Origin of the sequence: Microbacterium testaceum (genome assembly GCF_001476285.1) — a bacterium.
Classification (GTDB): Bacteria; Actinomycetota; Actinomycetes; order Actinomycetales; family Microbacteriaceae; genus Microbacterium; species Microbacterium testaceum_B.
On the sequence record NZ_LDRU01000079.1, the window covers coordinates 1 to 25,921 of the forward strand.

At 71.4% G+C, this 25,921-nt stretch carries 23 protein-coding genes; 6 read left to right on the top strand and 17 right to left on the bottom strand.

Features of this window, described 5'->3' with window-relative positions; all coding sequences use genetic code 11:
- The first annotated feature begins 125 nt into the window (after window positions 1-125).
- On the top strand, window positions 126-1,649 hold the full coding sequence (locus tag NS283_RS13230) for a deoxyguanosinetriphosphate triphosphohydrolase family protein (RefSeq protein ID WP_058597331.1): 1,524 nt from the start codon (window positions 126-128) through the stop codon (window positions 1,647-1,649).
- 2 nt (window positions 1,650-1,651) lie between these two features.
- Window positions 1,652-1,954, top strand: coding sequence for a hypothetical protein (locus tag NS283_RS13235; protein WP_058597332.1), 303 nt, complete (start codon window positions 1,652-1,654; stop codon window positions 1,952-1,954).
- 65 nt (window positions 1,955-2,019) lie between these two features.
- Here NS283_RS13235 and NS283_RS13240 read toward each other — a convergent pair whose 3' ends face one another.
- From NS283_RS13240 to NS283_RS13255, 4 genes are all read right to left on the bottom strand, one after another.
- Window positions 2,020-2,514 (bottom strand): hypothetical protein, encoded by a 495-nt coding sequence (locus NS283_RS13240; RefSeq protein WP_058597333.1) that lies wholly within the window; start codon window positions 2,512-2,514, stop codon window positions 2,020-2,022.
- Between the two features lie 637 nt (window positions 2,515-3,151).
- Window positions 3,152-4,663, bottom strand: a complete 1,512-nt coding sequence (gene araA, locus NS283_RS13245; protein ID WP_058597334.1) for an L-arabinose isomerase — start codon at window positions 4,661-4,663, stop codon at window positions 3,152-3,154.
- A 20-nt stretch (window positions 4,664-4,683) separates the two neighbouring features.
- A complete protein-coding gene (locus NS283_RS13250; protein ID WP_058597335.1) occupies window positions 4,684-6,267 on the bottom strand; it encodes a xylulokinase in 1,584 nt (527 codons plus the stop codon).
- The gene (locus tag NS283_RS13255; RefSeq protein ID WP_058597336.1) at window positions 6,264-6,980 is read right to left on the bottom strand and encodes an L-ribulose-5-phosphate 4-epimerase; all 717 of its coding nucleotides are present in this window, start codon (window positions 6,978-6,980) and stop codon (window positions 6,264-6,266) included. Before NS283_RS13255 ends, NS283_RS13250 begins: the two co-directional genes overlap by 4 nt.
- Before the next feature lie 130 nt (window positions 6,981-7,110).
- On the opposite strand from NS283_RS13255, the gene NS283_RS13260 reads away from it, so the two are divergent.
- Window positions 7,111-7,968 (top strand): NAD(P)/FAD-dependent oxidoreductase, encoded by an 858-nt coding sequence (locus NS283_RS13260; protein ID WP_058597337.1) that lies wholly within the window; start codon window positions 7,111-7,113, stop codon window positions 7,966-7,968.
- A 21-nt stretch (window positions 7,969-7,989) separates the two neighbouring features.
- Window positions 7,990-8,556: an AAA family ATPase gene (locus NS283_RS13265; protein ID WP_193752685.1), complete on the top strand. Its 567-nt coding sequence runs from the start codon at window positions 7,990-7,992 to the stop codon at window positions 8,554-8,556.
- 111 nt (window positions 8,557-8,667) lie between these two features.
- On the opposite strand, the gene NS283_RS13270 is transcribed toward NS283_RS13265, so the two are convergent.
- Window positions 8,668-9,636, bottom strand: a complete 969-nt coding sequence (locus tag NS283_RS13270; protein WP_058597338.1) for a LacI family DNA-binding transcriptional regulator — start codon at window positions 9,634-9,636, stop codon at window positions 8,668-8,670.
- 65 nt (window positions 9,637-9,701) lie between these two features.
- On the opposite strand from NS283_RS13270, the gene NS283_RS18965 reads away from it, so the two are divergent.
- Window positions 9,702-10,463 carry a hypothetical protein gene (locus tag NS283_RS18965; protein WP_058597339.1) on the top strand — a complete coding sequence of 254 codons (762 nt, stop codon included), beginning with the start codon at window positions 9,702-9,704 and terminating at the stop codon, window positions 10,461-10,463.
- A gap of 124 nt (window positions 10,464-10,587) precedes the next feature.
- Here the strand turns inward: NS283_RS18965 and NS283_RS13280 are convergent, their stop codons facing one another.
- Genes NS283_RS13280 through NS283_RS13295 form a run of 4 tightly spaced genes read right to left on the bottom strand, consistent with a single transcriptional unit; the run spans window position 10,588 to window position 14,848 of the window.
- Complete coding sequence (locus NS283_RS13280; protein WP_058597340.1) at window positions 10,588-11,154, bottom strand: SIS domain-containing protein; 567 nt, start codon at window positions 11,152-11,154, stop codon at window positions 10,588-10,590.
- 52 nt (window positions 11,155-11,206) lie between these two features.
- Window positions 11,207-12,220, bottom strand: a complete 1,014-nt coding sequence (locus NS283_RS13285; protein ID WP_206542556.1) for an ABC transporter permease — start codon at window positions 12,218-12,220, stop codon at window positions 11,207-11,209.
- A gap of 5 nt (window positions 12,221-12,225) precedes the next feature.
- The gene (locus NS283_RS13290; RefSeq protein ID WP_058597342.1) at window positions 12,226-13,731 is read right to left on the bottom strand and encodes a sugar ABC transporter ATP-binding protein; all 1,506 of its coding nucleotides are present in this window, start codon (window positions 13,729-13,731) and stop codon (window positions 12,226-12,228) included.
- A 37-nt stretch (window positions 13,732-13,768) separates the two neighbouring features.
- Window positions 13,769-14,848: a sugar ABC transporter substrate-binding protein gene (locus tag NS283_RS13295; protein ID WP_058597343.1), complete on the bottom strand. Its 1,080-nt coding sequence runs from the start codon at window positions 14,846-14,848 to the stop codon at window positions 13,769-13,771.
- A gap of 235 nt (window positions 14,849-15,083) precedes the next feature.
- Here NS283_RS13295 and NS283_RS18730 point away from each other — a divergent pair, with 235 nt between their 5' ends.
- Window positions 15,084-15,830, top strand: a complete 747-nt coding sequence (locus NS283_RS18730) for a GntR family transcriptional regulator (protein WP_193752686.1) — start codon at window positions 15,084-15,086, stop codon at window positions 15,828-15,830.
- Window positions 15,831-15,836: 6 nt separating this feature from the next.
- Here the strand turns inward: NS283_RS18730 and NS283_RS13305 are convergent, their stop codons facing one another.
- The 8 genes from NS283_RS13305 to NS283_RS13340 all read right to left on the bottom strand — a co-directional run bounded on the left by NS283_RS13305 (window position 15,837) and on the right by NS283_RS13340 (window position 25,829).
- The gene (locus NS283_RS13305; protein ID WP_193752687.1) at window positions 15,837-17,180 is read right to left on the bottom strand and encodes an FGGY-family carbohydrate kinase; all 1,344 of its coding nucleotides are present in this window, start codon (window positions 17,178-17,180) and stop codon (window positions 15,837-15,839) included.
- A gap of 67 nt (window positions 17,181-17,247) precedes the next feature.
- Complete coding sequence (locus NS283_RS13310; RefSeq protein WP_058597346.1) at window positions 17,248-18,705, bottom strand: FGGY family carbohydrate kinase; 1,458 nt, start codon at window positions 18,703-18,705, stop codon at window positions 17,248-17,250.
- A gap of 46 nt (window positions 18,706-18,751) precedes the next feature.
- Window positions 18,752-20,194 carry an FGGY-family carbohydrate kinase gene (locus tag NS283_RS13315; RefSeq protein WP_058597347.1) on the bottom strand — a complete coding sequence of 481 codons (1,443 nt, stop codon included), beginning with the start codon at window positions 20,192-20,194 and terminating at the stop codon, window positions 18,752-18,754.
- 5 nt (window positions 20,195-20,199) lie between these two features.
- On the bottom strand, window positions 20,200-21,036 hold the full coding sequence (locus NS283_RS13320) for a class II fructose-bisphosphate aldolase (protein ID WP_058597348.1): 837 nt from the start codon (window positions 21,034-21,036) through the stop codon (window positions 20,200-20,202).
- Between the two features lie 322 nt (window positions 21,037-21,358).
- Entirely contained in the window at window positions 21,359-22,750 is a 1,392-nt protein-coding gene (xylB, locus tag NS283_RS13325; RefSeq protein WP_058597349.1) for a xylulokinase, read from the bottom strand.
- Between the two features lie 268 nt (window positions 22,751-23,018).
- Window positions 23,019-24,206, bottom strand: coding sequence for a xylose isomerase (xylA, locus tag NS283_RS13330; protein ID WP_058597350.1), 1,188 nt, complete (start codon window positions 24,204-24,206; stop codon window positions 23,019-23,021).
- A 103-nt stretch (window positions 24,207-24,309) separates the two neighbouring features.
- A complete protein-coding gene (locus tag NS283_RS13335) occupies window positions 24,310-25,206 on the bottom strand; it encodes an esterase/lipase family protein (protein WP_058597351.1) in 897 nt (298 codons plus the stop codon).
- A 137-nt stretch (window positions 25,207-25,343) separates the two neighbouring features.
- Window positions 25,344-25,829 carry a glutathione peroxidase gene (locus NS283_RS13340; RefSeq protein WP_058597352.1) on the bottom strand — a complete coding sequence of 162 codons (486 nt, stop codon included), beginning with the start codon at window positions 25,827-25,829 and terminating at the stop codon, window positions 25,344-25,346.
- Window positions 25,830-25,921: the final 92 nt, after the last annotated feature.

Sequence of the window (25,921 nt, forward strand, 5' to 3'; positions counted from 1 at the left end):
CATGACACGGACGCTTTTCGAGAACGTCCGGGTGTTTTGGACACTCACGCGAGAGGCAACCCGCGCGACCTCTCTCGCATCCGCGTTAGCGTGGACCCACGCCATCGACGCCGCGAGAGGACAGGATGACGCTGCACGACGAGACCCCCGCGCGACCCGAGACCGTCGTCGGCAACCCCGCCTCGCGCATCCACCCCGACCACGACGACGCCCGCGCCGACCCGTGGTCGATCGACCTCGAGCGGATCCAGTTCTCGCCGTACTTCTCCCGCCTGTCGGCCGTGACGCAGGTCGTTTCGCCCTCGATCGGCGCCGCCCCCGTCCACAACCGCCTCACGCACACGCTCAAGGTGAGCGCGATCGCCCGGGTCGTCGCGCTGCAGCTCAACACCCGCTCTCGCCGGGCGGGCGAGGGCGACGTGTGCAACGCCACCGTCGTCGAGGCCGCCGCATACGCGCACGACCTCGGCCACCCGCCGTTCGGCCACCTCGGCGAGTCCACGCTCGACCGTCTCGCGCGCGAAGAGCTGGGCCTCCCCGACGGCTTCGAGGGCAATGCCCAGACGTACCGCATCCTCACCGCCCTCGACGTGGTCGAGAACGCACCCCGCGGGCTGAATCTCACCGCGGCCGTGCGCGCCGCCTCGGCGAAGTACCCGTGGGCGCCGTCGGTCGAAGCGGCCGACGTCGAGCGGATCGGCCCGCCCCGTGGCATCCGTCGCTCTCCCGACGGCGCGTATCGCGTGCACAAGTACTCGGCGTACGACCTCGACCTCGACGACCTCGACGAGGCCAGGCAGGGGGTGGATGCCGAGCCCCTCCGCCAGAGCATCGAGGGTGCCGTGATGGACCTCGCCGACGACATCGCGTACTCGGTGCACGACGTCGACGACTTCTACCGCGCGGGGATCCTCGATCATGCCCCGATCGCGGCGGAGTTCCGCGGCTGGCTCGACGACGTGCTCGAGTGGCGCTCGCGCGACGACGCGGAGGTGCGCGCCGAACTCGCGCCGGGGGCGGGACTCGAGCGCCTGCGCCGGAAGATGCGCCGCGACGACCCGTGGATCGCCGACGACGAAGCCTTCCTCGCCGCCGTCAGCGACGTGGATGCCGAGATGGTCACCGACCTGCTCGCCCGCCCGTTCGACGGGTCGCTGACGGCCGAGCGACGGCTCGCCGCCTTCACCGACCGATGGATCCGGCGGTTCCAGGAGTCGGCGCGCCTGCGCCCTCTCGACACCCCGCGCGCCGGACCCGTGGTGCTCTCGCCGTGGGCCTGGCACCACGTCGAGGTGCTGAAGTTCGTGCACAAGCGCTTCGTGCTCAGCCGCCCCGACCTGGCGATCCAGCAGCGCGGCATGAGCCGCATCCTCGCCCGCTCGGTGCGCGCCCTCGGCGAGTGGCTCGACGACGACCTCGACCGCGCCCGCACCCCGCGCCGCCTGCGCGAGCTCATCGCGCTGGCGCGCGAGCAGTACGCCGCCCTGCCCGCTGAAAATCGACCGTCGGATGCCGAAGCCGAAACGCTCGCGCGATCCCGCGGAATCGTGGACTACGTGGCATCCCTCACCGATTCGCAGGCGTTCGCGTTGTCCGAGGCGATCTCGGGGCGGGCGGACCGGTTGTGGTCGCTGGGGCAGAGGCTGTGAGCATGACCTCTGACGAAGAGCCCGAGGCGATGTCGCTGATCCAGCAGCGGATGCGACTCGATCGCGCACGGACAGCGGCGATCTGCACGCTGATCGGCGCCGTGTTCCTGACGGCTGGCAGCGTGTGGACCCTCGTTTCCGAGGGGGCCGACGCCCCGTGGTGGCGCTGGGGATTCGCGATCACATTCGTCGTCCTCGGGGTGTTCGCCGTGGTTCGAGTGATCGGCGCGGTGCGTCGCCTCCGGCGCTTCACCACCGAGCACGGCCCCGACGCCGGACGTCAGAATCCCGTCGGTCGGCCCTGAGCCTCTCCCACGCGCGATCCCCGGCATCCGTCTCCCGCCGCTCTGTGAGGGACGCGCGGCGTGCCTCAGCCGCGAGAACTCGCCGTCATCGCGGCCCACTGCCGGGGCGTCTTCTCCTGCAGCCAGGAGGTGAACTCGGGGAAGCCCCGGTAGACGCTCATCGTCTCGAACAACGTGCGATTACGCGTGTCTTTGCCGCGCACCCGTCCGGACATCAGTGCCGCAAGCTCGGCGATATCGGATGCCGCCACGACCCGTGCCCGGTGCCATCCCGAGCGGACGACGAGGTGGTCATCGAACACGAGGATGCGCGCCCTCCCGAGAGACAGCGCGTAGAAGAAGATGATCGCGCCGAGACCGCCCAGCGTGGTCAGCCACACCGTGACGCCGATGTACGCGAGAGGATCCCGCTCGATGACCTCCGTTGCGGCGAGGACCACAGCACCGACCATGAACAGGATGCCGATCCCCCGGGCGACCAGGTGTTGCGAGGGATATCGCTGAACGACGAAGAGCGGTTTCGCGGGAGCGCTGTCGGCCGCGCCGTCATAGTGGGTCATTGTTCTCTCGAAGAATCGGTGAGTCGGCACAGTCCGGACGCCTCGGGTGCCGAGAGCCATCGAATCATGCACCTGAGCTGTATCGGGAACGAGACGGCCCGCTCTTTCCTGTGAGACAGTGCCGCCGAAAGGACTAGTGTCGACGTCTCACGCGGGTGAGCATGTCGGGAGGCAGTTTCATGGCACGACCGCGAGGGAAACGGACCTCACTTCTCGTCGCAGCCATCACTGCGCTCCTCGTTGCTGTCATAGCACTCTTCTGGAGGACGGGGTCGTGCACAGATTTTGCGACGTCGGCGGGAATATGCCAAAGCGATCTTTCGGGGCCGGCAGCAGTTTCCGCCCTTGTGTTCGGCGTCGCGGCGGTATGGCTGTTTCTCTGTTGGCTGCGAGTCGCTCGGCGCAGCTGATCGCGGGGCTCGGGAACGCGTTGTCAGAAGCAGCGGACACACGAGTGCCACAAGCTGAAGCCCCACCTGAACGCAGACGTGCCCCGACCCAGGCAGCCCACCGCTACCGGAATCGGGGCACGATCCGCGCACCGGACGAACCGGGGCGCGGCACGCGCCCCGAGAGAGCGAGGCGCGCGAGTGCCGCACCGCCCCGGGGCTGAACGCGACCCGGGACGGCGGGGGTCTTACAGGCCCTGGGCCAGGCGGTAGTACGCCTGGTTCCAGCGCAGCTCGCTCTGGAAGCCGCGGACCGTGGTGTCGTCGTCGATGACGACGAGCTCGGTCTTGGCGATCTCGGCGAAGTCGCGGAACACCTCGATGCCCACGGCCGTCGTCATGACGGTGTGGTGGGCGGCACCGGCGGCGAGCCAGCAGCCGGCCGAGGTCGCGAAGTCCGGGGCGGGCTTCCACACCGCGCGTCCGACGGGGAGCTTCGGCAGGTCGGGGGCGTCGACGTTCTCGACGACGTTCGCCACGAGGCGGAAGCGATCGCGCATGTCGCTCATCGCGACGACGAGCGCGGGGCCGGGGTCGGCGGTGAAGACCAGGCGCACCGGGTCGTCCTTGCCGCCGATGCCGAGCTCGTGGATCTCGAGGCGCAGCTTCTTCGTCGTGAGCGAGGGCGAGACCTCGAGCATGTGGGCGCCGAGGATGCGCTCGTTGCCGGGGACGAGGTCGTACGTGTAGTCCTCCATGAGCGACGCGCCGCCGGGGAGGCCCGCGCCCATGACGTTCGCGACGCGCACCAGGATCGCCGTCTTCCAGTCGCCCTCGGCGCCGAAACCGTAGCCCTCGGCCATCAGGCGCTGAACCGCGAGACCGGGCAACTGCTTCAGCGCGCCGAGGTCTTCGAACGACGTCGTGAAGGCGCCGAAGCCGCCCTCCTCCAGGAAAGAGCGCAGGCCCAGCTCGATCGCGGCGCCGTCACGCAGCGACTGGTGGCGCGCGCCGCCGGGGAGCAGTTCGTCGACGACGTCGTAGCTGTCGATGTACTCCTGCACCAGCGCGTCGATGTCGGCATCCGAGGCCTTCTCGACGGCTTCGACCAGCTCGTTGACGCCCCACGTGTTGACCTGCACGCCGAAACGCAGCTCAGCCTCGGTCTTGTCGCCCTCGGTGACGGCGACGAAGCGCATGTTGTCGCCGAAGCGCGCGAGCTTGAGGGTGCGGGCGGCGGTCCAGCCGGCGGCGGCGCGCTCCCAGTCCTCGATCTGCTGGCGGACGGACGGGTTCGACACGTGGCCGACGACCGTCTTGCGGGCGACGCCCAGGCGCGTCTGGATGTACCCGAACTCGCGGTCGCCGTGCGCGGCCTGGTTGAGGTTCATGAAGTCGAAGTCGATGTCATTCCACGGCAGCTCCACGTTGGCCTGCGTGTGCAGGTGGAGGAGCGGCTTCTGCAGGGCGTCGAGACCCGAGATCCACATCTTCGCGGGGCTGAAGGTGTGCATCCACGCGATGACGCCGATGACGTCGTCGCGGCCGTTGACCTCGAGGGCCATGCGGCGGATGCTGTCGGAGTCCTTCAGCACGGGCTTCCAGACGACCTTCACGGGGAGGCCGGCGAGGCCCTCGACGACGGCCTGCGACTGCTCGGCGACCTGCTTCAGGGTCTCCTCGCCGTAGAGGTTCTGGCTGCCGGTGACGAACCAGACCTCGTAGCCGTCGAGGTCGTTCTTGAGCTTCGTGCGGGTCATGACTGTTCCTTTTCGAGTGTTCAGAGGGATGCCACGGCGGCGGCCTCGACGGCGAGTCCGGCGCGGTAACGGTCGAGGTAGGCCGAGAATCCGGCGACGTCCGCCGGGTCGGGGTCGGCGGTGGTGATGGGCGCGTCGGCGAAGACGACCTCGGCGAGGTAAGTGTCGAGGTCGCGGCCCGCGCCGTCAGCCACGTACGCCGCGAGCACGGCCATGCCCCACGCCCCGCCCTCGGACGCTGTCTCGGCGACCGCGACGGGGGCGTCGAGCGCCGCCGCGAGGAAGCGCTGCGCGACCCCCGCGGTGCGGAACATGCCGCCGTGGGCGTACATCTTGTCGAGGCCGACGCCCTCGGCGTGGAGCACCGCCATGCCGAGCGCGAGCGTGCCGAAGACGCCGTACAGCTGCGCGCGCATGAAGTTCGGCAGAGTGAGGCGGCTGTCGGGCGTGCGCACCACGAGCGGGCGACCCTCGTCGAGACCCGCGATGGGCTCTCCGGCGAGGTGGTTGTAGGCCAGCAGCCCGCCGGCGTCGGCCTCGCCCTCGAGCGCGGCGGAGAAGAGCGCCGCGTAGGTGGCATCCGGGGTCTGGGGCACGCCCGCCGCGGCCGAGAAGGCCGTGAACATGTTCGCCCACGCCGCCAGCTCGCTCGCGCCGTTGTTGCAGTGCACCATCGCCACCGCGTCGCCCGAGGGGGTCGTCACGAGGTCGAGCTCGTGGTGGACCTCGCTGAGCGGGCGCTCGAGCACGACCATCGCGAAGATGCTCGTGCCGGCGCTGACGTTGCCGGTGCGCGGAGCCACGGCACCGGTCGCGACCATGCCGGTGCCCGCGTCGCCCTCGGGCGGAGCGAAGGGGATGCCGGGACGCAGCGTTCCGGTCGGGTCGAGGAGCCGGGCCCCGTTCTCGGTCAGGCTGCCGGCCGCCGCACCGGCCACGAGCACCTCGGGCAGCAGGTCCGTCAGCGCCGGGACGCGTCCGGCGGCGAGCCCGTCGTACCGCGCGACCAGTTCGGCGTCATAGTCGCGGGTCGCGGAGTCGATCGGGAACATGCCCGACGCATCGCCGACGCCGAGGACCTTCTCGCCCGTGAGCTTCCAGTGGACGTACCCGGCCAGCGTGGTGAGGAAGCGGACCTCGGGCACGTGGGGCTCGGCATCCACGACCGCCTGGTGCAGATGTGCGATCGACCAGCGCAGCGGGATGTTCACGCCCAGCAGCTCCGTGAGCTCAGCCGCCGCGACACCGGTGTTGGTGTTGCGCCACGTGCGGAAGGGGGCGAGCAGCTCTCCATCGGCGTCGAAAGCGAGGTACCCGTGCATCATCGCCGACACACCCATCGCGGCGTACCGCTCGGGGGTGACGCCGTACTGCTCGTGCACGTTGGCGACGAGCTCGGCGTAGGCGGCCTGAAGGCCCGACCACACGGCATCCAGCGAGTAGGTCCAGAGCTTGTCGGCGTAGACGTTCTCCCACTCGTGGGAACCGGTTGCGAGCACCTCGGCGTTCGGGCCGATGAGGCACGCCTTGATGCGGGTGGAGCCGAGTTCGATGCCGAGAGAGGCGCGGCCCTGCTCGATGAGGGCGGAGATGTCGGCGGTCATCGGCGGTCGTCCGTGCTCTGTCCGTAGACGTTCTGGTAGCGGTTGTAGAGGGCGTCGATCTTGTCCTGCGGGATCGGGACCAGGGGGCCGGCCTCGCGGGCGTAGTGCACGGTGCGGGCCGCGTCCTCGCACATGACGGCGGCCTTGACCGCGTCCTTGGCGCTCACGCCGATCGTGAACGGGCCGTGGTTCTGCATGAGGACCGCACGGCTGCGGTGTCCACTCAGGGTCTCGACGATGCCGCGACCGATCGAGTCGTCGCCGATGATCGCGAACGGACCGACCGGGATGGGGCCACCGAACTCGTCGGCCATGCCGGTGATGACGCAGGGGATCTCTTCGCCGCGCGCCGCCCACGCCACGGCGAAGGTCGAGTGCGTGTGCACGACGCCGCCGACCTCGGGCATGTTCCGGTACACGTACGCGTGCGCCGCGGTGTCGCTCGACGGGCTGCGCTCACTGCCGGGGGTGCCGGGGATCGCGTTGCCGTCGAGGTCGCACAGGATCATGTTCTCGGGGGCCAGGTCGTCGTACGAGACACCGGAGGGCTTGATCACGAACAGGTCGGTCCCGGGGACGCGGCCCGAGACGTTGCCGCCGGTCCAGACGATGAGGTTGTAGCGCACGAGCTCGGCGTGCAGTTTCGCGACATCGGCGCGGACGGCGTCGATCGCCTCCTGCACCTCGGGCGTGAACGTGGCGGCATCGGACACGCGGGGTCTCCTTCGACTGATCGGGGCGGCGAGGCGTGACGCTCTCACCCCGTAATGTTACCGGTAACATCCCGTGGATGCGAGCCCGAGATCATGGCGATCACATAATTCGGCCCGGCACGATGACCGCATGGCAGGGTTCGCGAAAGTGGTGATCGTCGGCGGAGGCCCCGCCGGCCTGCAGGCCGCTCTGACTCTGGGCCGGATGCACGTGGATACGGTCGTCTTCGACGACGAACGTCCCCGGAACTCGACATCGGCCCGCATGCACAACGTGCTCGGGTGGGACGGGACGGAGCCCGCGCGGCTGCGTGCGGCGGCGCGCAACGAGCTCCAGCGATACCCCTGGGTGCGCGTCATCGACGGCACGGTCCGCGGGGCGCGGCGCGAGACGGACATCGAACTCGACACCGCCGACGGGCCGTGGCACGCCGAGAACCTCCTCATCGCCGCCGGGGTGGAGGATGCACTCCTCCCGATCCCCGGGGTCGCGGAGCTCTGGGGCGACCTCGTTCTGCCCTGCCCCTACTGCCACGGCCACGAGCACGCGGAGGGGCCCATCGCGGTGATCTCCTCCGGCGCGCACGCGGCCCACGTCGAAGGGCTGCTGCGCGGCCTCACGGACGAGGTGCCGCACTTCGAGCCCGAAGAGGTCGCATCCGTCGCGCGGGCGGGCGATCGCGCCCTCATCACCCGGCACGATGGCCGGACAGCCGAGGTCGCGGCGGTGTTCATCCCGCCGAACCCGAGACCACGGTCGAGCGTCGCCACCGACCTCGGCGTCCGCGTCGAGGCGGACGGGATCGTCGTGGACGCGCTCGGGCGCACGAATCAGCCCGGTATCTGGGCGGCGGGCGACGTCGCACGCCGCCTCGATCCCCATGTCCCCGCGGCCGTCGTCACGGCGATGGCCGCGGGGCTGACCGCGGCGGCCGACATCGCCGCGGCGGGCGCGCCACCGCCGCGCGGGAGCGCGCGGGAGGGCTGACCCGCACCGTAGCGTGGAGGGATGCTGCGCGCCGACGATCCACTCCCCGTCCGGCCTCGGCGGATCGCCGTCGCGGGGGTCTCGGGCGTCGGCAAGACGACGCTGTCCCGACGAATTTCGGCCCTCACCGGCGCGCCGCACGTCGAGATCGACGCGCTGTTCCACGGGCCCGATTGGACGCCCCGATCGGAGTTCCTCGACGATGTCCGCGCGCTCGTCGAGGAGGACGCCTGGGTGACGGAGTGGCAGTACTCGGATGCCAGGCCACTCCTGACGGCGCGCGCCGACCTTCTCGCATGGCTCGACCTGCCGTTCACGACGGTCACGCTCCCCCGCGTCGTTGCCCGTACGCTCCGCCGTCGCCTCGGCCGCGAACCTCTCTGGAACGGGAACATCGAGCCGCCGCTCCACACGTTCTTCACCGACCCGGAGCACATCGTCCGCTGGTCGATCTCCACGCGCGGGAACTACCGGGAACGCCTCCCCGTCGTCGCGGCCGAGCGCCCCGGGCTGCCGATCGTGCGGCTGCGCTCGACGCGCGAGGTGGAGCGCTGGCTGTCCGGCCCGCTCGCGGCATCGATGCGCTGACGACCAGCACAACTCCGGCAGAACCGCCCTGGGGCGGGCGACCCCCCGGCGGCACACCCCCATCGCCGGAGTTGTGCCGACCGCCGACGTGGCGGTGGCGCGGGCCAGGCGTCAGCGCAGTGCGGCCGTCGAGGCGCGCGGCACCAGCACCGGCCGCGCGGGTGCCGTCGGCTCGTCGCCGAGCACCCGCGCCACGGCCTCCGCCGCCTCCCCCTCGACGTCCAGACGCACCGTCGTCAGCGGGGGGCTGTAGAACCCGGCGTCCGGGTTGTCGTCGAAGCCGGTGACCGAGACGTCCGCCGGGACGCGCAGGCCTCGCGCCGCCAGGCCCGCCGTGAGCCCCAGCGCCATCTGGTCGTTGGCGACGGCCACGGCGGTGGCACCGTCGGCGATGCGACCGGCGACCGCGTCCGCGAGCGCGGAGCCCGAGGCGGCACTCCAGTCCCCCTCGACGCGGTCCACCAGCGTCAGCCCCCGGCGGGCGACCGCGTCGGCGACGCCCGCCGTGCGCGCCGACGCTTCGCGCCAGTCCGCGGGGCCGGCGACCTCGACGATGCGGCGATGTCCGAGGTCGGCGAGATGATCCACGACGAGGGCGGCCGCGTCGCGTTGGCGGATCCCCGACTCGCCGTACAGCGGCACGAGCGGCACGTCGTACCCCTCGAGAGGAGTCGCTCCGTGCGCGGCGACGAGCACGATCCCGTCGACCCCCTGGTCGAGCAGGTGGCGCACGGCCGCGTCGATGTCGGCCGGGTCGTCCGAGTCGGTGTACGCGGTCGAGATCCACCGACCGCGCGCCCGCGCCGCCCGCTCGAGCGCCGCGATTCCCGCGGACGGACCGTGCAGGACGGCATCGGATGCCACGACCCCGACGGTGCGCGTGAGACTGGTGCCCAGGGCGCGCGCGGCGTTGTTGACGCGGTAGTCCAGCGCCGCGACCGCCGCGAGCACGCGCTCGCGCGTGGCATCCCGGATGCCGGGATAGTCGTTCAGCACGCGCGACACGGTCTGCGTCGAGACGCCCGCGGCGTCGGCGACGTCGCGCATGCCGATGCGCCTCACCCCGCCGTCGCCGCTCATGGTCCCTCACAGTAGCGGCGCGCAACCCCCTCGGCGTGCGCACACCCGCGAGGTGCGATGGCGGCATGACCTCGGCTCCCGGCATCCCGCGCCCGTCCCGCACGCCCGTGTCCGGCACGATCGGGGCCGCCCTCGGGCGCGCGTTCGCCGTCGCCCAGCGCGTGCGGCACCCGCGTCCGATCCACAGCCGCGGCGTGGTCCTGCGCGGGGAGATCCGGCGGATTCCAGATGCCACCGCCGCCGGCATCGCCTGGATCGACGACGCGTCGGCCTCCGCGCGCCCTGTGGTGGCTCGCGTGTCGCGGTCGGTCGGCCTGCCATCACCGCTCCCCGACATCATCGGGTTGGCGCTGCGGGTCGACGACGCCGACATCGAGTTCGCCTCGACCGGGTGGGGAGTTCCGGGACGCTTCGCGCTCCTCCCCCGACGCCGCGCGGAGCGTGCGAGCCTCGGCATCCTGCTCCCCTATCGCGGGGACCGCGGGCCGGTGCTGCTCGGCGCACGCACGGTGTCGGGGCGTCCGCCCGCCACCGATCCGCGCGCTCTCACCGGCCTCGACGTCGGCGCCGTCTGGACGCTCGAGCTGTCGCATGCGACGGCGTGGGGGCCGTGGCATCCGTTCGCCCTGGTCGAGCTGCGCCTCGACCCCGATCCGGACGACCGCGGTCTGCGCTTCGACGCCGTGCGCCGTCCGCTCCCGGGTGCGCGGACCTACGCGTGGGTGCGGGCGGCGCGTCAGCCGTCCTACGCGCGGGTGCAGAACGACGCGCCGCCGCCGCGCGCCGCGGGGAAGACCGCCGCGGACGCCGAGACCGCACCGGGCTGACGAGAACCGGCGCATCCTGCGGGAGGCTCGTCACGCGGATGCGGTCTCGCGGAACCACGACCGGGGCCCGAACCCGGCGTCGCGCCCCATCCGGGCCGGACGCCGAGGCCCGCCCGGCCGGGCCTCACTCGAAGTTGCGGTGGCGGGCGACGAGGTCCTCGAACTTCGCGCCGGTGCGACGCACGAGCATGAGGTACAGCACGTCCCAGAAGATCCAGAGCGACTGCTCGAAGAGGCTCCCCATCGCCTGGATCGTGGGCACGAGCCCGCTCGGGTCGTCCGCGCCGTAGGTGTGGGCGGGGACGGTCAGCACGATGTCGGCGAGCTGCGCGGTGGGGCCGTCCGGGACGGCCGTGGCCACGAGCAGCGTCGCGCCGGTCTTCTTGACCTGCTCGGCGATGTAGTGCAGGTGCGGGATGTTCGCGGGCCCCGACGGCATGATGAACAGGTCGTCCGCGGTGACGGCGGGGGTGGTGTCGTCCCAGCCCCAGTGCACGGTCTTGCCGAAGTGCGTCAGGCGCATCGCGAACGCCTTCGACCCCAGACCCTCGCGACCGATGCCGAGCACGAAGATGCGCGGGTGCTTCTCGAGCGCGTCGAGAGCGGCCTCGATGTTGTCCAGCGGTACCCGGCGGAACACCTCCCCCAGTTCCTCGACGACGGTCGAGCTGATCTCACGGAACTCCGACATGGACAGTCCTTTCTGTGTCGGTGCGGGCGCGGGGCGCCCGCGAGGGGGTGGGTCAGCGGGTGCTGGTGCGGCCGCCCCAGCGGCCGACGAGCAGGGCGAGGAGGATGACCGCGCCGTACACCGCGTTGATCCAGAAGGTGGGGACGCCGGCGAGCGTCAGCACGTTGGTCAGGGTACCCAGCAGCAGCACGCCCATGAGCGCACCGACGATGCGTCCCTGCCCGCCGTTGAGCTGCACACCGCCGATGACCGCGGCGGCGAGCGCGCTGAAGATGAGGTTGTCGCCCATGCCGCTGGTGACCGAGGCGAGGCGGCCTGCGAGCATCATGCCCGCGAAGGCGGCGAGGGCGCTGGCCACGACGAAGGCGGTGATGAGCACGGCATCCACGCGGATGCCGGCGGCCCGCGCCGCGTCCGCGTTCCCGCCGATGGCGTAGAGCGCGCGGCCCCACGCGGTGTACCGCAGGACCAGACCCGCGACGAGGAACAGGATGCCGGTGATCCAGATCGCGGCGGGGATGCCGACCCACCGGGCCGAGCCGACGTAGCGGAACGCCTCGGGGAGACCCGCGAGCGTTTTGCCCTGGCTCACGCCGAGGGTGATGCCGCGGAGCAGGATGAGCATCGCCAACGTCACGATGAACGGATCGAGCTTGACCTTCACGACGAGGAAGCCGTTGATCAACCCGATGACGACGCCGATCGCGAGGGTCACCAGGATCGCGACGCCCGGGCCGACCTCGGAGCCGAGGCCTCCCATCGCGGCGGGAACCATGAGCCAGGCGGCGACCATCGGGGCCAGGCCCACGGTGGATTCGAGCGAGATGTCGAGCTTGCCGGTGATGAGGATGAAGGTCAGGCCGATGACGACGATGCCGAGCTCGGCGGACTGCCGCAGGATCAGCGTCAGGTTCGCGGCCGAGAGGAACGCGGGACTGACCACCGCGCCGACGATGGCGACGATGATGAGGCCCGGCAGGACGCTCAGCTCGCGCACGTTCTTCACGACCGTGCGCATGACGGGGTTGGTCTCGGGGGCGGGGGTTCGGACGACGGTGGTACGCACGATGTTCACTCCAGGCCTTCGATGGCTCGAACGATGTCTTCTTCGGTGGGGTCGGCGAGCTCGGCCGAGATACGGCCCTCGCGCATGATGAGGACGCGGGAGCTGACCAGCAGCTCCTCGACGTCGTCGGAGATGAGGACGACCGCGACGCCGTCGGCGAGGGCGCGCAGCATCAGTCCGTAGATCGCGTCCTTGGCGGCGATGTCGACGCCGGCGGTGGGCGAGATGAGCACGAGCACGCGGGGCTTGCGGGCCAGGGCACGGGCCAGCACGACCTTCTGCTGGTTGCCGCCGCTGAGTCCGGACACCGCGAGCGACGGGTCCGGCGGCACGAGCGCGACGTCGGAGATGAGGTCGCGCGACAGGGCCGTCTGCTTCCGCGGAGAGAACACGCCCGCCGGGGCGAGCTGGTCCATGATCCCCATGGTCATGTTCTCGGCGACGCTGAGCTGCGGGACGTAGCCGTCGCGGTGGCGGTCGGCGGGGACGAAACCGATGCCGGCGCGCTGGCTGGCCTTGACGTCACCGGTGCGGATGGGGGCGCCGGCGACGATCACCTCGCCGGACGCGAGCCCGCGCAGGCCGGCAATCGCCTCGCCCACCGAGTACTTGCCCGAGCCGCCCACGCCGCCGATGGCGACGAGCTCGCCGGGCGCGACCGAGAGGGTGACGTCGGTGAACGCCCCCTCCTTCTCGCTCGCCGATCGGAGCTGCATTGCGGGCGCGGCATCCTCGTCGGGGGCGATGCTCTCGGCACGGTGCCGACGCTGCTCCTGCCCCGCGAGGAGGGCCTCGACGAGGTCGTCGGAGCGGATCTCGTCGCCCAGGCGCGACCACAGCAGCTTGCCGTCGCGGAGCACCGTCGCGGAGTCGCAGATCGCGGTGACCTCGCGCAGGAAGTGCGAGACGAAGACGAACGTCACGCCCTGCTGCTGCAGCTCCTGGACCTTGTCGAACAGTCGTCGGATGGCCGCGCCCTCGAGCTGCACGGTCGGCTCGTCGAGCAGCACGATGCGGGTGCCGGCCTCGAGCGCCTTGGCGATCGTGAGCATCTGGCGCTCCTCGATCGGGGCGTCCGCGAGCAGCATCCGGGGGTCGAGGCGGATGTTCCACTCGTCGAGGATCCGCTCGGCCTCGGACTGCATCTTCTTCCACGACACGCGCGCCCCCGCGGTGGGCAGGCGTCCCGCGAAGAGGTTCTCGGCGATGGTGAGGTTGGCGAACACCGAGGGGCGCTGGTAGACGCAGGCGACGCGCTGCTGCCAGGCCTTGGGGTCGGATGCCGGGGGCGCGGCCTCACCGAAGAAGCTCACGGTTCCGGTGTCCGGCGTCTCCAAGCCCGTGATCATGCGCAGAAGCGTGGACTTTCCGGCGCCGTTGCGCCCGATCAGTCCGTGCACCTGCCCGGGGAGGATCGAGACGGAGACGTCCTGAAGCGCCTTCGTCGCACCGTAGGTCTTGCTGACGCCGTCGATCTGGATGGCGGGCACGGTGGTCGATGGGGTGGTCATGACGTCTCCGTCTCGGGGGTGTCGTGATGCGGCCGGATTACTTGGTGGCGCCGAACGCGTCGAGGGCGAACTGCTTGTTGCCCCACAGGTTCGGGTCCTCCACGTTGTCCTTGGTCACGACCGGGGTGGGCAGCAGGTCGACGAGGTTGCCGTTGCGCTCCTCGATGACGCTGCCGTGGTCGGTGTCGCCGGTCTTGAACGTCTCGCCCTTGATCGCGCGCGTGAGGTAGTCCACGCCGTAGTCGATGTAGTCGGTCATCGGCTGCGCGACAGCGGCATCCAGCCATCCGTCGCGGATCGCGGTCATGGCCATGGGGCTGGCGTCGACTGAGACCTGGACGATGTGGCCCGACTGTCCGGCGGCGACGAGCTTGCCCGCGGACTTGAGGGTGTCGAGGATCGTCGGGAAGAACGTCGCGTCGCTCTGGTTGTAGATGCCCGCGACGTTGCCGTACTGGTTGAGCGCGGTCTCGATGCCGGCCGCCGCCTTCGCCGGGTCCCACTCGGTGGCGACGTTGACGAGCTTGACGTTCGGGTACTTCTGCTTCATGCAGTCGTTGAAGCCGTTGGTGCGGTCGCGGCCGTTGGAGGTGACCGGGTCGCCGTCGAGGGTGATGACGACGGCATCCGCGGCGACGCGCTTGCCCATCTCCTCGCAGGCCAGCTCGCCCATCTTGACGTTGTCGGCACGGACGATCATGGCGATCTTGCCCGAGGCGGGCGCCTCGTCGATCGCGACGATCGGCACGCTGGAGTCGTTGGCGTACTCGATGGCCGGGACGATGGCGTCGGCGTCGCCGACGGAGATGACCAGGCCCTTGGCGCCCTTGTTGATGAGCGTCTGGATGTCGGTGATCTGCTGGGCGGCGTCACGGTCGGCGTTGGTCGCGGGGATCGTGGCGTAGCCGAGCTCCGCGAAGCGCTCCATCGAGCCGACGTTCTCGGCGTTCTGGAACGGGTCGGTGTGAGGCTGCGAGTAGCTCAGCGGGGTGTCGGCGGGGCTCGCGTCGCCGCCACCGGCGGCACCGGAGTCGGTGGATGCCGCGCCGGAGCAGCCGGCGAGGAGCAGGGCACCCGCGCCGAGGAGCGCGAGTCCGGTGATGGGTGAAGTTCGCATGCGTACTTCCTCTCTGAAGTGCAGAAGCCTCTGGGGCCGGTGGCGTTTCGGGATGCAGGATCGATGTCCTGCACGTATCGTACGTGTTGTACGTACAGAATGTACAGTGTCAATCGAAAGTCGCTCGCCGGGGCCCCGGACGACGACGATGCGGGTCGGGTATCCGCACCGTCTGTACAGTCGGAATCAAACGTACGACGGAACGCGCAACGACGCGCACGACCAGGAGGATCACGTGGCGCACACCATCGAACGGGTCTCCCCCGTGCCGTACTACGAGCAGCTCTTCGAAATCCTGCGCGAGCGCATCACCCACGGCGACATCGCCGAGGAGGAGCGCCTGCCGAGCGAGCTCGAGCTGTGCCGCGAGTTCGGTCTCTCCCGGGCGACCGTACGCCAGACCCTCACGAAGCTCGAAAACGAGGGGTACGCCCACCGCATCCCGCGCCGCGGCGTCTTCGCGAGCGTGCCGGGACAGACGGCGGGATGGACCGTGCAGGAGGGGTTCCTCGAGTCGCAGCTGCGGCACGGGCGCACGGGGATCACGACCGAGGTGGTGCGCGCCGGGTACGTGACCCCGGACGCCCATGTCGCCGAGGCCCTGCGCACCCCGGACGGAGCCGAGGTGTTCGCCCTCGAACGCGTGCGCTCCCTGGACGGCGCGAAGGCCATGTTCAGCACGAACTGGTTCCCCCGCGACGTCGGCCGCTCGATCGAGTCCGACCCGGGTGTCCTCGACGGCTCCGCCTCGCTCAACGGCCACCTCCGGGCCGCAGGGTTCGTCAGCAGCGGCGCGCAGCGCGTCATCCACGCCCTCCCCGCCCCGCCCGAGGTGGCGGCACACCTCGAGGTCGGCGTCGACCACCCCGTGCTGCGCGTCCGGTCGCTGTCGTGGGCCGCCGACGGCACGCGGTTCGACTACTACGAGACCTGGGTGCTCACCGACGTCATCCCGCTCGAAGTGAGCGTCGCCGCGAGCTGATCGCGCTCAGCCGAGCATTCCCGTCGCGAACCCGCCGAGGGCGTCGATCGGGTCCGGATGCCACCCGCACGCGGTCGCCGCGAGGAGCGCGGCCCCGACCGCGGTGACCTCGGGCTCGAGCACCGGGACCGCGGGAACCCCGTTCACGGCCGACTTCACCGCGATCCATCCCGGCGACCGCACCCAGCCTCCCGCGACGCGCACCTCACCGACCCCGCCCACGTCGCCGCGTACGGCGTCGACCGCGTCGCGTCCCGCGACGGCGAGCGCGCCCAGCACGGCGGACGCCCGGACGAGCGGGTCCACCGGGGCGTCCGGGGCGTACCTCGGCTCCCCACCGCCGCGCTCGCCCGGCACGAAGAAGCCCGAGTCCCAGAGTTCGAGGGGCTGCGCGCGGCCGATCAGCAGGTGTCGGATGGCCCGGGCGACGTCGGGGTCGCGGGAGGCCCACTGCACGTTACGGGCGAGTTCCTCGACACGCAGCAGCGTGCTCCCGTCGGACCGGATGCCGGGAGCCAGGTCGACGTGATCGTCGCCGCGGGCGCACGCGACGCGGGTCTGCGCGACCACGACCTCGGCGGTACCCATCGAGTCCAGGACCGCACCGGGGACCATGAGCTGCACGCCCCACCCCCCGATCGGGTGATCGTGGCCGCCGACGACGGCGACGGCATCCCGGGCCAGGACTCCCGCCTCGCGGAGGCGCCGCGACCGGATCGCCCCGACGACCTCGCCGGTCCGCAGGACCGGGGGCAGCAGCCGCGCGTCGCCGAGCGCGAGGGACACCCGGTCGGCATCCCACGCGCGGTCGCGACTGCGCCACGCGGCGGTGCGCGGAGCGAGGGTGTCACTCAGGAACGGACGCCCGGTCCACAGCACGGCCGGCAGGTCGGTGAGGGCGATCCAGGCCGTCGCGCGATCGGCACCCGGCTGCGCCCTCGCCCAGCTCCACCCCACGAGCGTGCGGACCGCGTCGGTGTCGACATCGAGGGTCTCGTCGCCGACGAGGCCGGGGCGCAGCCGACGGAACACCTCGTGCCGCCGCGGGTCGAACCACGCCAGCGCCGGGACGAGCGGGGTCAGGTCGGCATCGACGAGGACGCCGTCCTCCCCGATCCCGGCGACGCACAGCGCGTGCAGCTCTCGACCGCCGCCGCAGACCTCGACGACCATGTCCTCGATCGCCGCGACGAGGGCGCGGGCATCGATGGCGAGGTCGCCGCCCGCGCGACGGGTGGGCCTGCTCGCCCGGGCGACGACGGCGCCCTCTTCGGCGATCGCGACGACCTTCGTGTTCGTGCTGCCGACGTCGATGCCGACGGCCACGGGGATGCGTGATCGAGAGGTCACCGTCGAATCCTCCCGAGTGGAACGCGGACCGTGCGCGGGTCCCCTTCCGACCCTAGCGAACGCCCGTTCAGACCGGCGCGGGAGCGGTGACGTCGGTCGGCGCGGGCACGACGTACCCCAGGGCGACCTGGGCATCGTGGTGCTGACGACGGATACGGGGAGCGGGCTCTGCCGCGGGGATGCGCTCGACCTCCACCGGCCACGCGGGGAAGTCGCCGGTCAGCGCGACAGCGGCCTGCATGGCCGCCCCCTTGGCCACGTACTCGTCGGCGGTGGGCACATGGATCGGGAGGACGACGAGCTCGGAGAGCACCCGCTGCACGGCGGGGTTCTTCGCCGCACCCCCGATGACGAGGAGCCGGCGCGCGTGCACGCCGCAGGCGTCGAGCGCGTCCAGCATCGCCACCTGGCTCGCCACCGTCCCCTCGACGATCGCGCGGGCGAGGTTCGCGCGCGTGAAGTTCGTCAGCGTCGCGCCGAGCACGGCTCCGCGAGCGTGCGGGAGGTCGGGCGTGCGCTCCCCCTCGAAGTAGGGCAGCAGGGTCAGACCGCCCGCCCCCGGTTCGGCCGACAGCGCCAGGTCGGCGAGCTCGTCGTGCGTGCAGCCGAGGATCTCCGCTCCGACCTGCAGGTTCCGCGCGGCGTTGAGCGTCGCCACGATCGGGAGGTGGACGCCGGTGGCATCCGCGTAGTTGCAGACGTACCCCGCGTAGTCGTGGACCGCGTGCGCGGTGCGCGCGTAGACCACGCCCGAGGTGCCGAGGCTGAGCACGGCATCCCCCTCCTCGAGCCCGAGGGCGAGGGCCGCGGCCGCGTTGTCTCCGCTGCCGACGCCGATCGGGATCCCCTCGGGGATGCCGGGGAGCCCCCGTCCAGTCCGCCCCGCGGACGCGCGCGGACCGAGCACCGTCGGCAGGACGACGTCGTGCCCGAGGGCGTGGACCACGAGATCGCGCTCGTACTCCCCCGTCTCGGGCGACCAGTAACCGGTCCCGGAGGCCTCGGAGCGGTCGGTGACCAGCGCCTCGATGTCGCCCGCGCCGGGACCGTGGCCGGCCAGCCGCCACGTCAGCCAGTCGTGCACCACCGCGATCGCCGCCGTGCGGGCGGCGGCATCCGGCAACTCGTCGCGCAGCCAGCGGGCCTTGACGACCGTGTCCGACAGCGAGAGCGGGAGACCAGTGCGGCGGATCCACGTGTCGCGCCCGAGCTCGGCGTTGAGCGCGACCATGTGCGGGTGCGAACCGAGGTCGTTCCACAGCGGCGACGGCGCAGTGGGCACGCCCCGCGCATCGAGGAAGATCGGCGTGTGCTGCTGACCGCTCACCGACACCGCGAGCACGTCGTCGAGACCCCCGGCCGCGCGGACCGCCGCCAGCAGCGCGTCCCACCAGACCTCGGGGTCGACGATCGTCAGCGGAGGGTGGGGAGCCGACCCCTCGCGGACCGGGTCTCCGGTGTCGAGGTCACGGACCGTGACCTTGCAGCTCTGGGTGGACGAGTCGATTCCGGCGACGAGCCTCATTGCCACGCCTTTCGTTCGAAGAAGAGGGGGCGCCCGGCGTCGCCGCTCATGCGGGCATCTCCGCGAGGTGAGCCCAGCGGTCCGCCGTCCGGGCGCGCCACTGCGCCAGCTCCGCCGTGCGGGCGGTGTCGGGCGGGACGTCGCGCGGCTCCGACGCACTCCAGGGCAGCCGGATGCCATGGGCCAGTGCCTGCGCCCCGCGGGAGACGACCTCCGGGAACCCCGAGACGCTCAGCGGCACGCCCAGGTAGTCGGCCTTGAGCTGGAGCCAGAGCGGATTCGCGCTGGCGGGGCCGATGACCTTCACCCGGTCCAGCTCCAGGTCGAACAGCTCCCACACCTCGGCGAACTGGCGCACCATGCCGAGGAAGCACGCGAGCACGAGCTCGACGGCGGTCGTGTCGGTCTGCAGCCCCGCGATCGCGCCGCGGGCGGTGGCGTCCTTGCGCGGCGGCGGGCTGCCGCGGAACTGCGGCAGGACCAGGGGGAGTCGATCGAGGTCGACGGACCCCAGGACCCAGTCGCGGTGGGCGCGCGCCACGAGGTCGGCGAGCTCGTCTGCCTCACGGTCCAGGAGGGTGCGGAGGGTCGCGAAGGCGGAGCCTCCGGTCGGGATCGACGCGAAGAGCGTGAACCCGTCGCCGTCGCAGGCCAGCCCGCCGGCGAGCTTCGTCGCCGCGGTAACGGCATCCAGGCGCGGCGTGCGGAGCAGGGCGAGGACGCCTTCGGTGGTGCCGGTGGAGTCGAGCATCTCGCCGGGGCGCAGGTCGGCGCCGACACCTCCGACCATGTGGTCGTGACCGGCGACGTGCACGGTCACCTCGTCGAGGCCCCAGGCCCGCGCCGTCGCCGGATCCATCGCGAAGCCCTCCGACGCCGCCCGCAACGGCGGGAACACGCCCGGGTCGACGCCGAACAGTCCGCAGACCTCGCGCGACCAGCGACGCCCGACCAGGTCGAGCGCCATCGTGCGGCTCGCGAGCGACGGCTCCGCCCAGCGTCGTCCCGTGAGCAGCGCCGCAACGTACTCCGAGACGTTCAGCCACTGCGCGGCCGCCGTCGAGCGCTCGGCGTGCGCGAGCGCCCAGGCCACCTTCGACAGGGCGTAGTTGGCATTGACCGGCAGCCCGGTCACCGCGTAGACGCGCGCGCGATCGGCTTCGGTCAGGCCCGTGAGCAGATCCGCACCGCGGTGATCGTGCCACAGGATCATCGGCGACACGAGCGACAGGTCGGGGTCGACGAGGCCGCCGGACTCCCCCACGCCGGCGATCACGATGCACTGCACCGCCCGCCGTGCGGCCGGATCGAGCGCGTCGACGAAGGAGCGCACGGCATCCATCACCGCGTCGGTGTCGTAGATCTCCCCCCACGCGTCGCGCCGGGTGGGCGTGGCGCAGCGGTCGGCGGCCTGGAGCGCGCCCTCGGCGTCGAACAGGCAGAGCTTGATGCTCGTCGTGCCGATGTCGACCGTGACAGTGGGGGTCATGAGCGTCAGACCGAGGGGTTGAGCATGCGGATGCGGCGCTCGACGACGTCGGTGATCGCGGCGACGGCGTCGAGCGAGACACGGATGAGCGAGTTCTCGTTCGGGTTGGCCGCGTAGGCCTCTCCGAACGAGCGGATCATGGCGTTGCGCAGGTCGCTGGCGACGTTGACCTTCACGACGCCGAACTCGGCGAGCCGTCCGAGCTGTTCCGCGGGGAGGCCGGAGCCGCCGTGGACCACGAGGGGCACGGGGCTCTGCTCGCGCACGCGGGCGAGGAGGTCGAAGTCGATGCGGGCGTTGGGCGCGTAGCCGTGGACGTTGCCGACCGAGACGGCGAGCATGTCGCACCCGACCGCCGCGACGAACTCGGCCACCTGGGCCGGGTTGGTCGTGCTGGCGAACTCGGGGGCGACGTCGTCCTCCTTGCCGCCGATACTGCCGAGCTCGGCCTCGAGGGCGACCTCCGTCCCGCACATCTCGCGCGCCTGCGCCGAAACCGCGACGTTCTCGGCGAACGGCTCCTCGGAGGCGTCAATCATGATCGACGTGAAGTCGGCCGCGAGCGCCGCCTCGACGGCATCCAGCGACTTGCCGTGGTCGAGGTGCAGCGCCACCGGCACGGAGCAGTCGGCGAGGCGACGGGCGACGGTGTCGTAGATGTACTCGTAGCCGGACAGCTTCACGTTCGTGGGCGCGACCTGGATGAAGGTCGGCACGCCCACCCGCTCGATGGCGTCGACGATGCCCATCGTCGTCTCGATGTTCGTGGTGTTGAACGCTCCCGCGACCAGGCCGCGGGCGGTGCACTCTCGGACGACTTCGTGACCGCTGACCAGTGCCATCGGCTTCCTTCCGTTGACGGCGACGGAAGGCGCTCAGCGCGTACGGCTCCCCGCGCCCCTCCGTGAGCGGACCGTGCCCGCTTCGGTGTCAGCGTAATACGTAACGTCCATATCGTCCAGTCTGTACGTACAGTTTGATCGACGTGTGTTCCGCGGTGGGCGCTTCCTCGCCCGCGCCGGCGCCCGGCCGCCCGCGCGCCCCGCCGCCCGCGCATACGAGAAACGCCGAGACCGCATCCACCCGACGAAAGCGCCGCAGCGTGCAGCGGTCTCGTCGGGCGGATGAAGTCTCGGCGTCAGGGAACCCGGGTCGGGCGGCGGCTTACTCGCGGGCGCGGAGCGCGGCGACCTCGTCGTAGCGCGCGCGGATCCCGGGCCGGAAGTCCGGGTCGACGGTACGGGCCGTCGCCACGGTCCAGTCCACAAGACCCCCGGCGAGCACCCCCGCGGCCTGTCGCGCCGCACCGAGCGCGACGTACTCGCCCGCGGCCGGCACGACGATCTCGGCGTCGAACACCTGCGCGGCGATCCGCGCGACGGCCTCGTTCGCCGCGGCACCGCCGATCAGCAGCACGCGCCGCACCTCGACGCCCTGCGCCTGGATCGCCTCGAGCCCCACGGCCAGGCCGCTGAGCATTCCCTCGATCGCCGCGCGGGCGAAGTTCGCGCGATTCGTGGATGCCAGGGTGAGACCCGTCAGCGACGCCTGCGCGTGCGGCAGGTTCGGGGTGCGCTCGCCCTCGAACCACGGCACGAGCACGACGCCGTCGGCACCCGGCTCGGCCTGCAGCGCGAGCGCGCCCAGCTCGTCGTGCGAGACGCCCAGGAGACCGGCGAACGCGTCGAGGACCCGAGCGGCGTTGAGCGTCGCCACCAGCGGCAGGAAACGCCCGGTGGCGTCGGCGAATCCGGCGACGGCGCCGGAGGTGTCCCGGACGACATGGTCGGTCACGGCGAACACGGTGCCGGAGGTGCCGAGCGACACGACGACATCTCCGACGCCCGCCCCCAGACCGAGCGCGGCACCGGCGTTGTCCCCGGCGCCGGGCCCGACGAGCGCGCCGCCCGGCAGCGTCCCGGCGCTCTCCCACGGCTCCAGCACGCGCGGCAGCACCGCGTCGTGCCCGAGCGCGCGCTCGAGCAGCTCACGGTCGTAGCCGTCGGCGCCCCAGTAGGCGGTGCCCGAGGCGTCCGAGCGGTCGGTGGTCAGCTCGGTGAGGTCGGCGTTGCCCGGGCCGAAGCCGCGCAGCCGCCACGTCAGCCAGTCGTGCGGCAGCGCCACCGCGGCGACGCGCGCCGCGTTCTCGGGTTCGGCATCCCGCAGCCACCGGAGTTTCGTGGCGGTGAAGGATGCCACGGGTACGACGCCCGTGCGTTCGGCGTACGCCTCCGCGCCCACCTCGGCGATGAGGTCGGCCGCGGCCTGCGCCGAGCGGGTGTCGTTCCACAGCAGTGCGTCACGGATGACCCGGCCCTCGGCGTCGAGCACGACCATGCCGTGCTGCTGCCCCGCGATCGAGACCGCGGCGACGTCGTCGAGGCCGCCCGCCTGGCCGATGGCATCCTGCAACGCGACCCACCACGCCTCGGGATCGACCGAGGTGCCGGTCGGGTGCGACGCGCGCCCCTCGCGAACCACGCGTCCGGTCTCGGCGTCGACGACGACGACCTTGCACGACTGCGTCGACGAATCGACTCCCATGACGAGCGCCATGCTCTGCCTTCCTGTCCGCGCCCTCTTCGGCGCGCTGGTCTTGTTGTTCTGCGTTGGGGCCGCCGCCCCGACGCCCGATACCCCGTCACTGCGTGAGTGTCCAAAACACCCGGAGACTTTTCGAATTCGTCCGGGTGTTTTGGACACTCGACACGCGAACGGGATGCCATGCGCCGGCCGCTGCGGAAGCGGCTCGGGGGCCCGGATGCCGTGGCATCCGGGCCCCGCCACGGGGAAGGACGCCCCACGCGCCCCCGCCCCGCGGGGATCAGCGCGCGCCGAGCAGGTGCTCGGTGGCGAGCTGCTGCAGGCGGACGAAGCCGAAGCCCTTGCCGCCGAGGTATGCGTCGGTGTCGAAGTCCTCGTAGGCCGAGCGGTCGGCGAGCAGGTCGTCGTACGACTCGCCCTCGTTGAGCGTCGGCTGCGCGAGCTCGAGCACCTTCGCCGCCGCCAGGGCCTCCTGCACCTCGGGGTCGGCGCGGAAGGCCGCCGCCCGCTCCTTGAGCAGCAGGTAGGTGTTCATGTTGGCCGAGACCGAGTCCCAGACGCCCGTCTCGTCCTCGGTGCGCGAGGGCTTGTAGTCGAAGTGACGGGGGCCGTCGTACGCGGGAACGCCGCCGGGTCCGCCGTTCTCGAGCAAGTCGACGAGCGCGAACGCGTTGTGCAGGTCGCCGTGTCCGAACACGAGGTCCTGGTCGTACTTGATGCCCCGCTGGCCGTTGAGGTCGATGTGGTAGAGCTTGCCGTGGTACAGCGCCTGCGCGATGCCGGCGGCGAAGTTCAGGCCCGCCATCTGCTCGTGGCCGACCTCGGGGTTGAGGCCCACGAGCTCGGGGCGCTCGAGCGAGTCGATGAACGCGAGCGCGTGGCCGAGGGTCGGCAGCAGGATGTCGCCGCGGGGCTCGTTCGGCTTCGGCTCGATCGCGAAGCGGATGTCGTAGCCCTTGTCGGTGACGTAGTCGCCGAGCAGGTTCACGGCCTCGCGGTAGCGCTCGAGCGCCTGGCGGATGTCCTTCGCGGAGTCGTACTCCGCGCCCTCGCGGCCGCCCCACATGACGAAGGTCTTCGCACCGAGCTCGGCGGCGAGGTCGAGGTTGCGCAGCACCTTGCGCAGGGCGAAGCGACGCACCTGGCGGTCGTTCGAGGTGAAGCCGCCGTCCTTGAAGACCGGGGCCGAGAAGAGGTTGGTGGTGACCATCGGCGTGACGATGCCCGTGGCATCCATCGCGCCCTTCAGACGGTCGATCTGGGTCTGGCGCTCGGCGTCGGTCGAACCGAAGGCGAAGAGGTCGTCGTCGTGGAACGTCAGGCCGTAGGCGCCGAGCTCGGCGAGCTTCTCGACGACGTGCACGACATCGAGCGGCTTGCGGGTCGGGCCGCCGAACGGGTCGGTGCCGTTGTAGCCAACGGTCCAGAGTCCGAACGAGAACTTGTCATCGCGGGTGGGGGTGGGCATTCCTGCTCCTTCGCATGGAGACGCACGAGTGCGCGGTGACGCACGGCGGGTTTGTTGGTGCTCACAACATATACCCCGGATGCCACGGCGTCCAGCGCTCGGATCAGATTCCCAGCGCGTCGTCGATGCGAGCGAACACCGCCGGATCCCACGTCAGCGCACGCTCCCACGGCAGACCGAACCCCTCGGCGAAGAAGATGCTGTGCACGTGATCGGGGAACGAATGCCGCTCGACCTCGGGGAGCACCGCGGCCGGCACCTCGTCGGCCCGGCCACTCGTGAGCGAGACGAGTCCGTCGTGCGGCCAGAGCTGCACCGGCTCGGTCGCCGCCGAGAAGTACCCCGCGCCGATCGCGGTCACCGGGATGCCGTCGAGCACTCCCGCCTGGCGATCGTTCCAGCCCCGCAGGAATCGACGTGACACCTCGGCCGCGGCGCCCTCGGAGTTCGCGTCGGCGTAGGGGCGGGCCTCGGCGAAGATCTGGAGCGTCGCGGGGTCACCGTGCGCGTCGGCCTCGGTGATCTCGTCGTCGAGCAGGTCGCCGAGGACCGAACCGTCCCACGGGGTGCCGAGCGTCACGAGACGCTCGACCCGCGGGCCGTCGCCGGCGAGCTCGCGGATCGCGGCGCGCGAGAAGAGGCCGCCCATCGAGTGCCCGACGAGGTCGACGCTGCCCACACCCTCCGTGGTGGCGAGATGACGGAGGAACCCGGCGAGTGCGACGCCCGCGTCGTCGACGCGACCGACCGCGTTGATCGTCACCTCGGACGGCAGCACGACAGGGACGTCGGAGAACCCCTGCCATCCGGCATCCTCCCGCACCTCCCCCGTCCCGATCCGGGCCGGCGCGGTGAAGACGCGGATGTCGCGGTCGAGGAGGTGCGCACGGAGCGCGGTCATCGTGTTGCCCGCCGCCAGACCCGATGCCGCGGCGTGCGCGGGGTCGGTGTACGGCGTGACGGCGGCTCCGCCGGAGACGAGGACGACGGCATCGGTCATGGCGCCAGATTACCGATCCGCACGTCCGCGTCGAGTGTCCAGAACACGCCGCAACTCTCTACCCGGTTACGGCGTGTCTTGGACAGTCAACGACACTGCTCGCGCGGCACGGCGCGGCGGGCACGGGCGTCCGCGCGTCAGTTCGGCAGCGCGTCCTCGATCGCGGCGATGACCTCGGGGGCGTCCGGCAGCGTCCGCGGGCTGAAGCGCGTGACACGACCGTCGGGCGCGACGACGAACTTCTCGAAGTTCCACGAGATACGACCCTTCTTGCCCTCGGCATCCGGGGTCTGCGTGAGCTCCTGGTACAGCGGGTGCGCGTGGCGCCCGTTGACCTTGACCTTCTCCGACATCGGGAAGGTCACGCCCCACGTCGCCGAGCAGTATTCGGCGATCTTCTCTTCGTCGCTCAGCTCCTGCAGGAACTGGTTGCTCGGGAAGCCGATGACCGTGAACCCGCGGTCCGCGTACTTCTTGTGCAGCGCCTCGAGCGCCTCGTACTGCGGCGCGAGACCGCACCGCGAAGCGACGTTGACGACGAGCGCCGCCTTGCCGTCGGTGAGACCGCCGAAGGTCGTCTGCTCGCCGCGGATGGTCGTGATCGGGATGCCGGAGAGGTCCATACATCGATCCTGGCACCGCCCGCTTTGACCGGGGTGGGAATGCGGCCACGACTTCGCCGCCCATAAACGCGATCCGCGCACAGAAACACGCT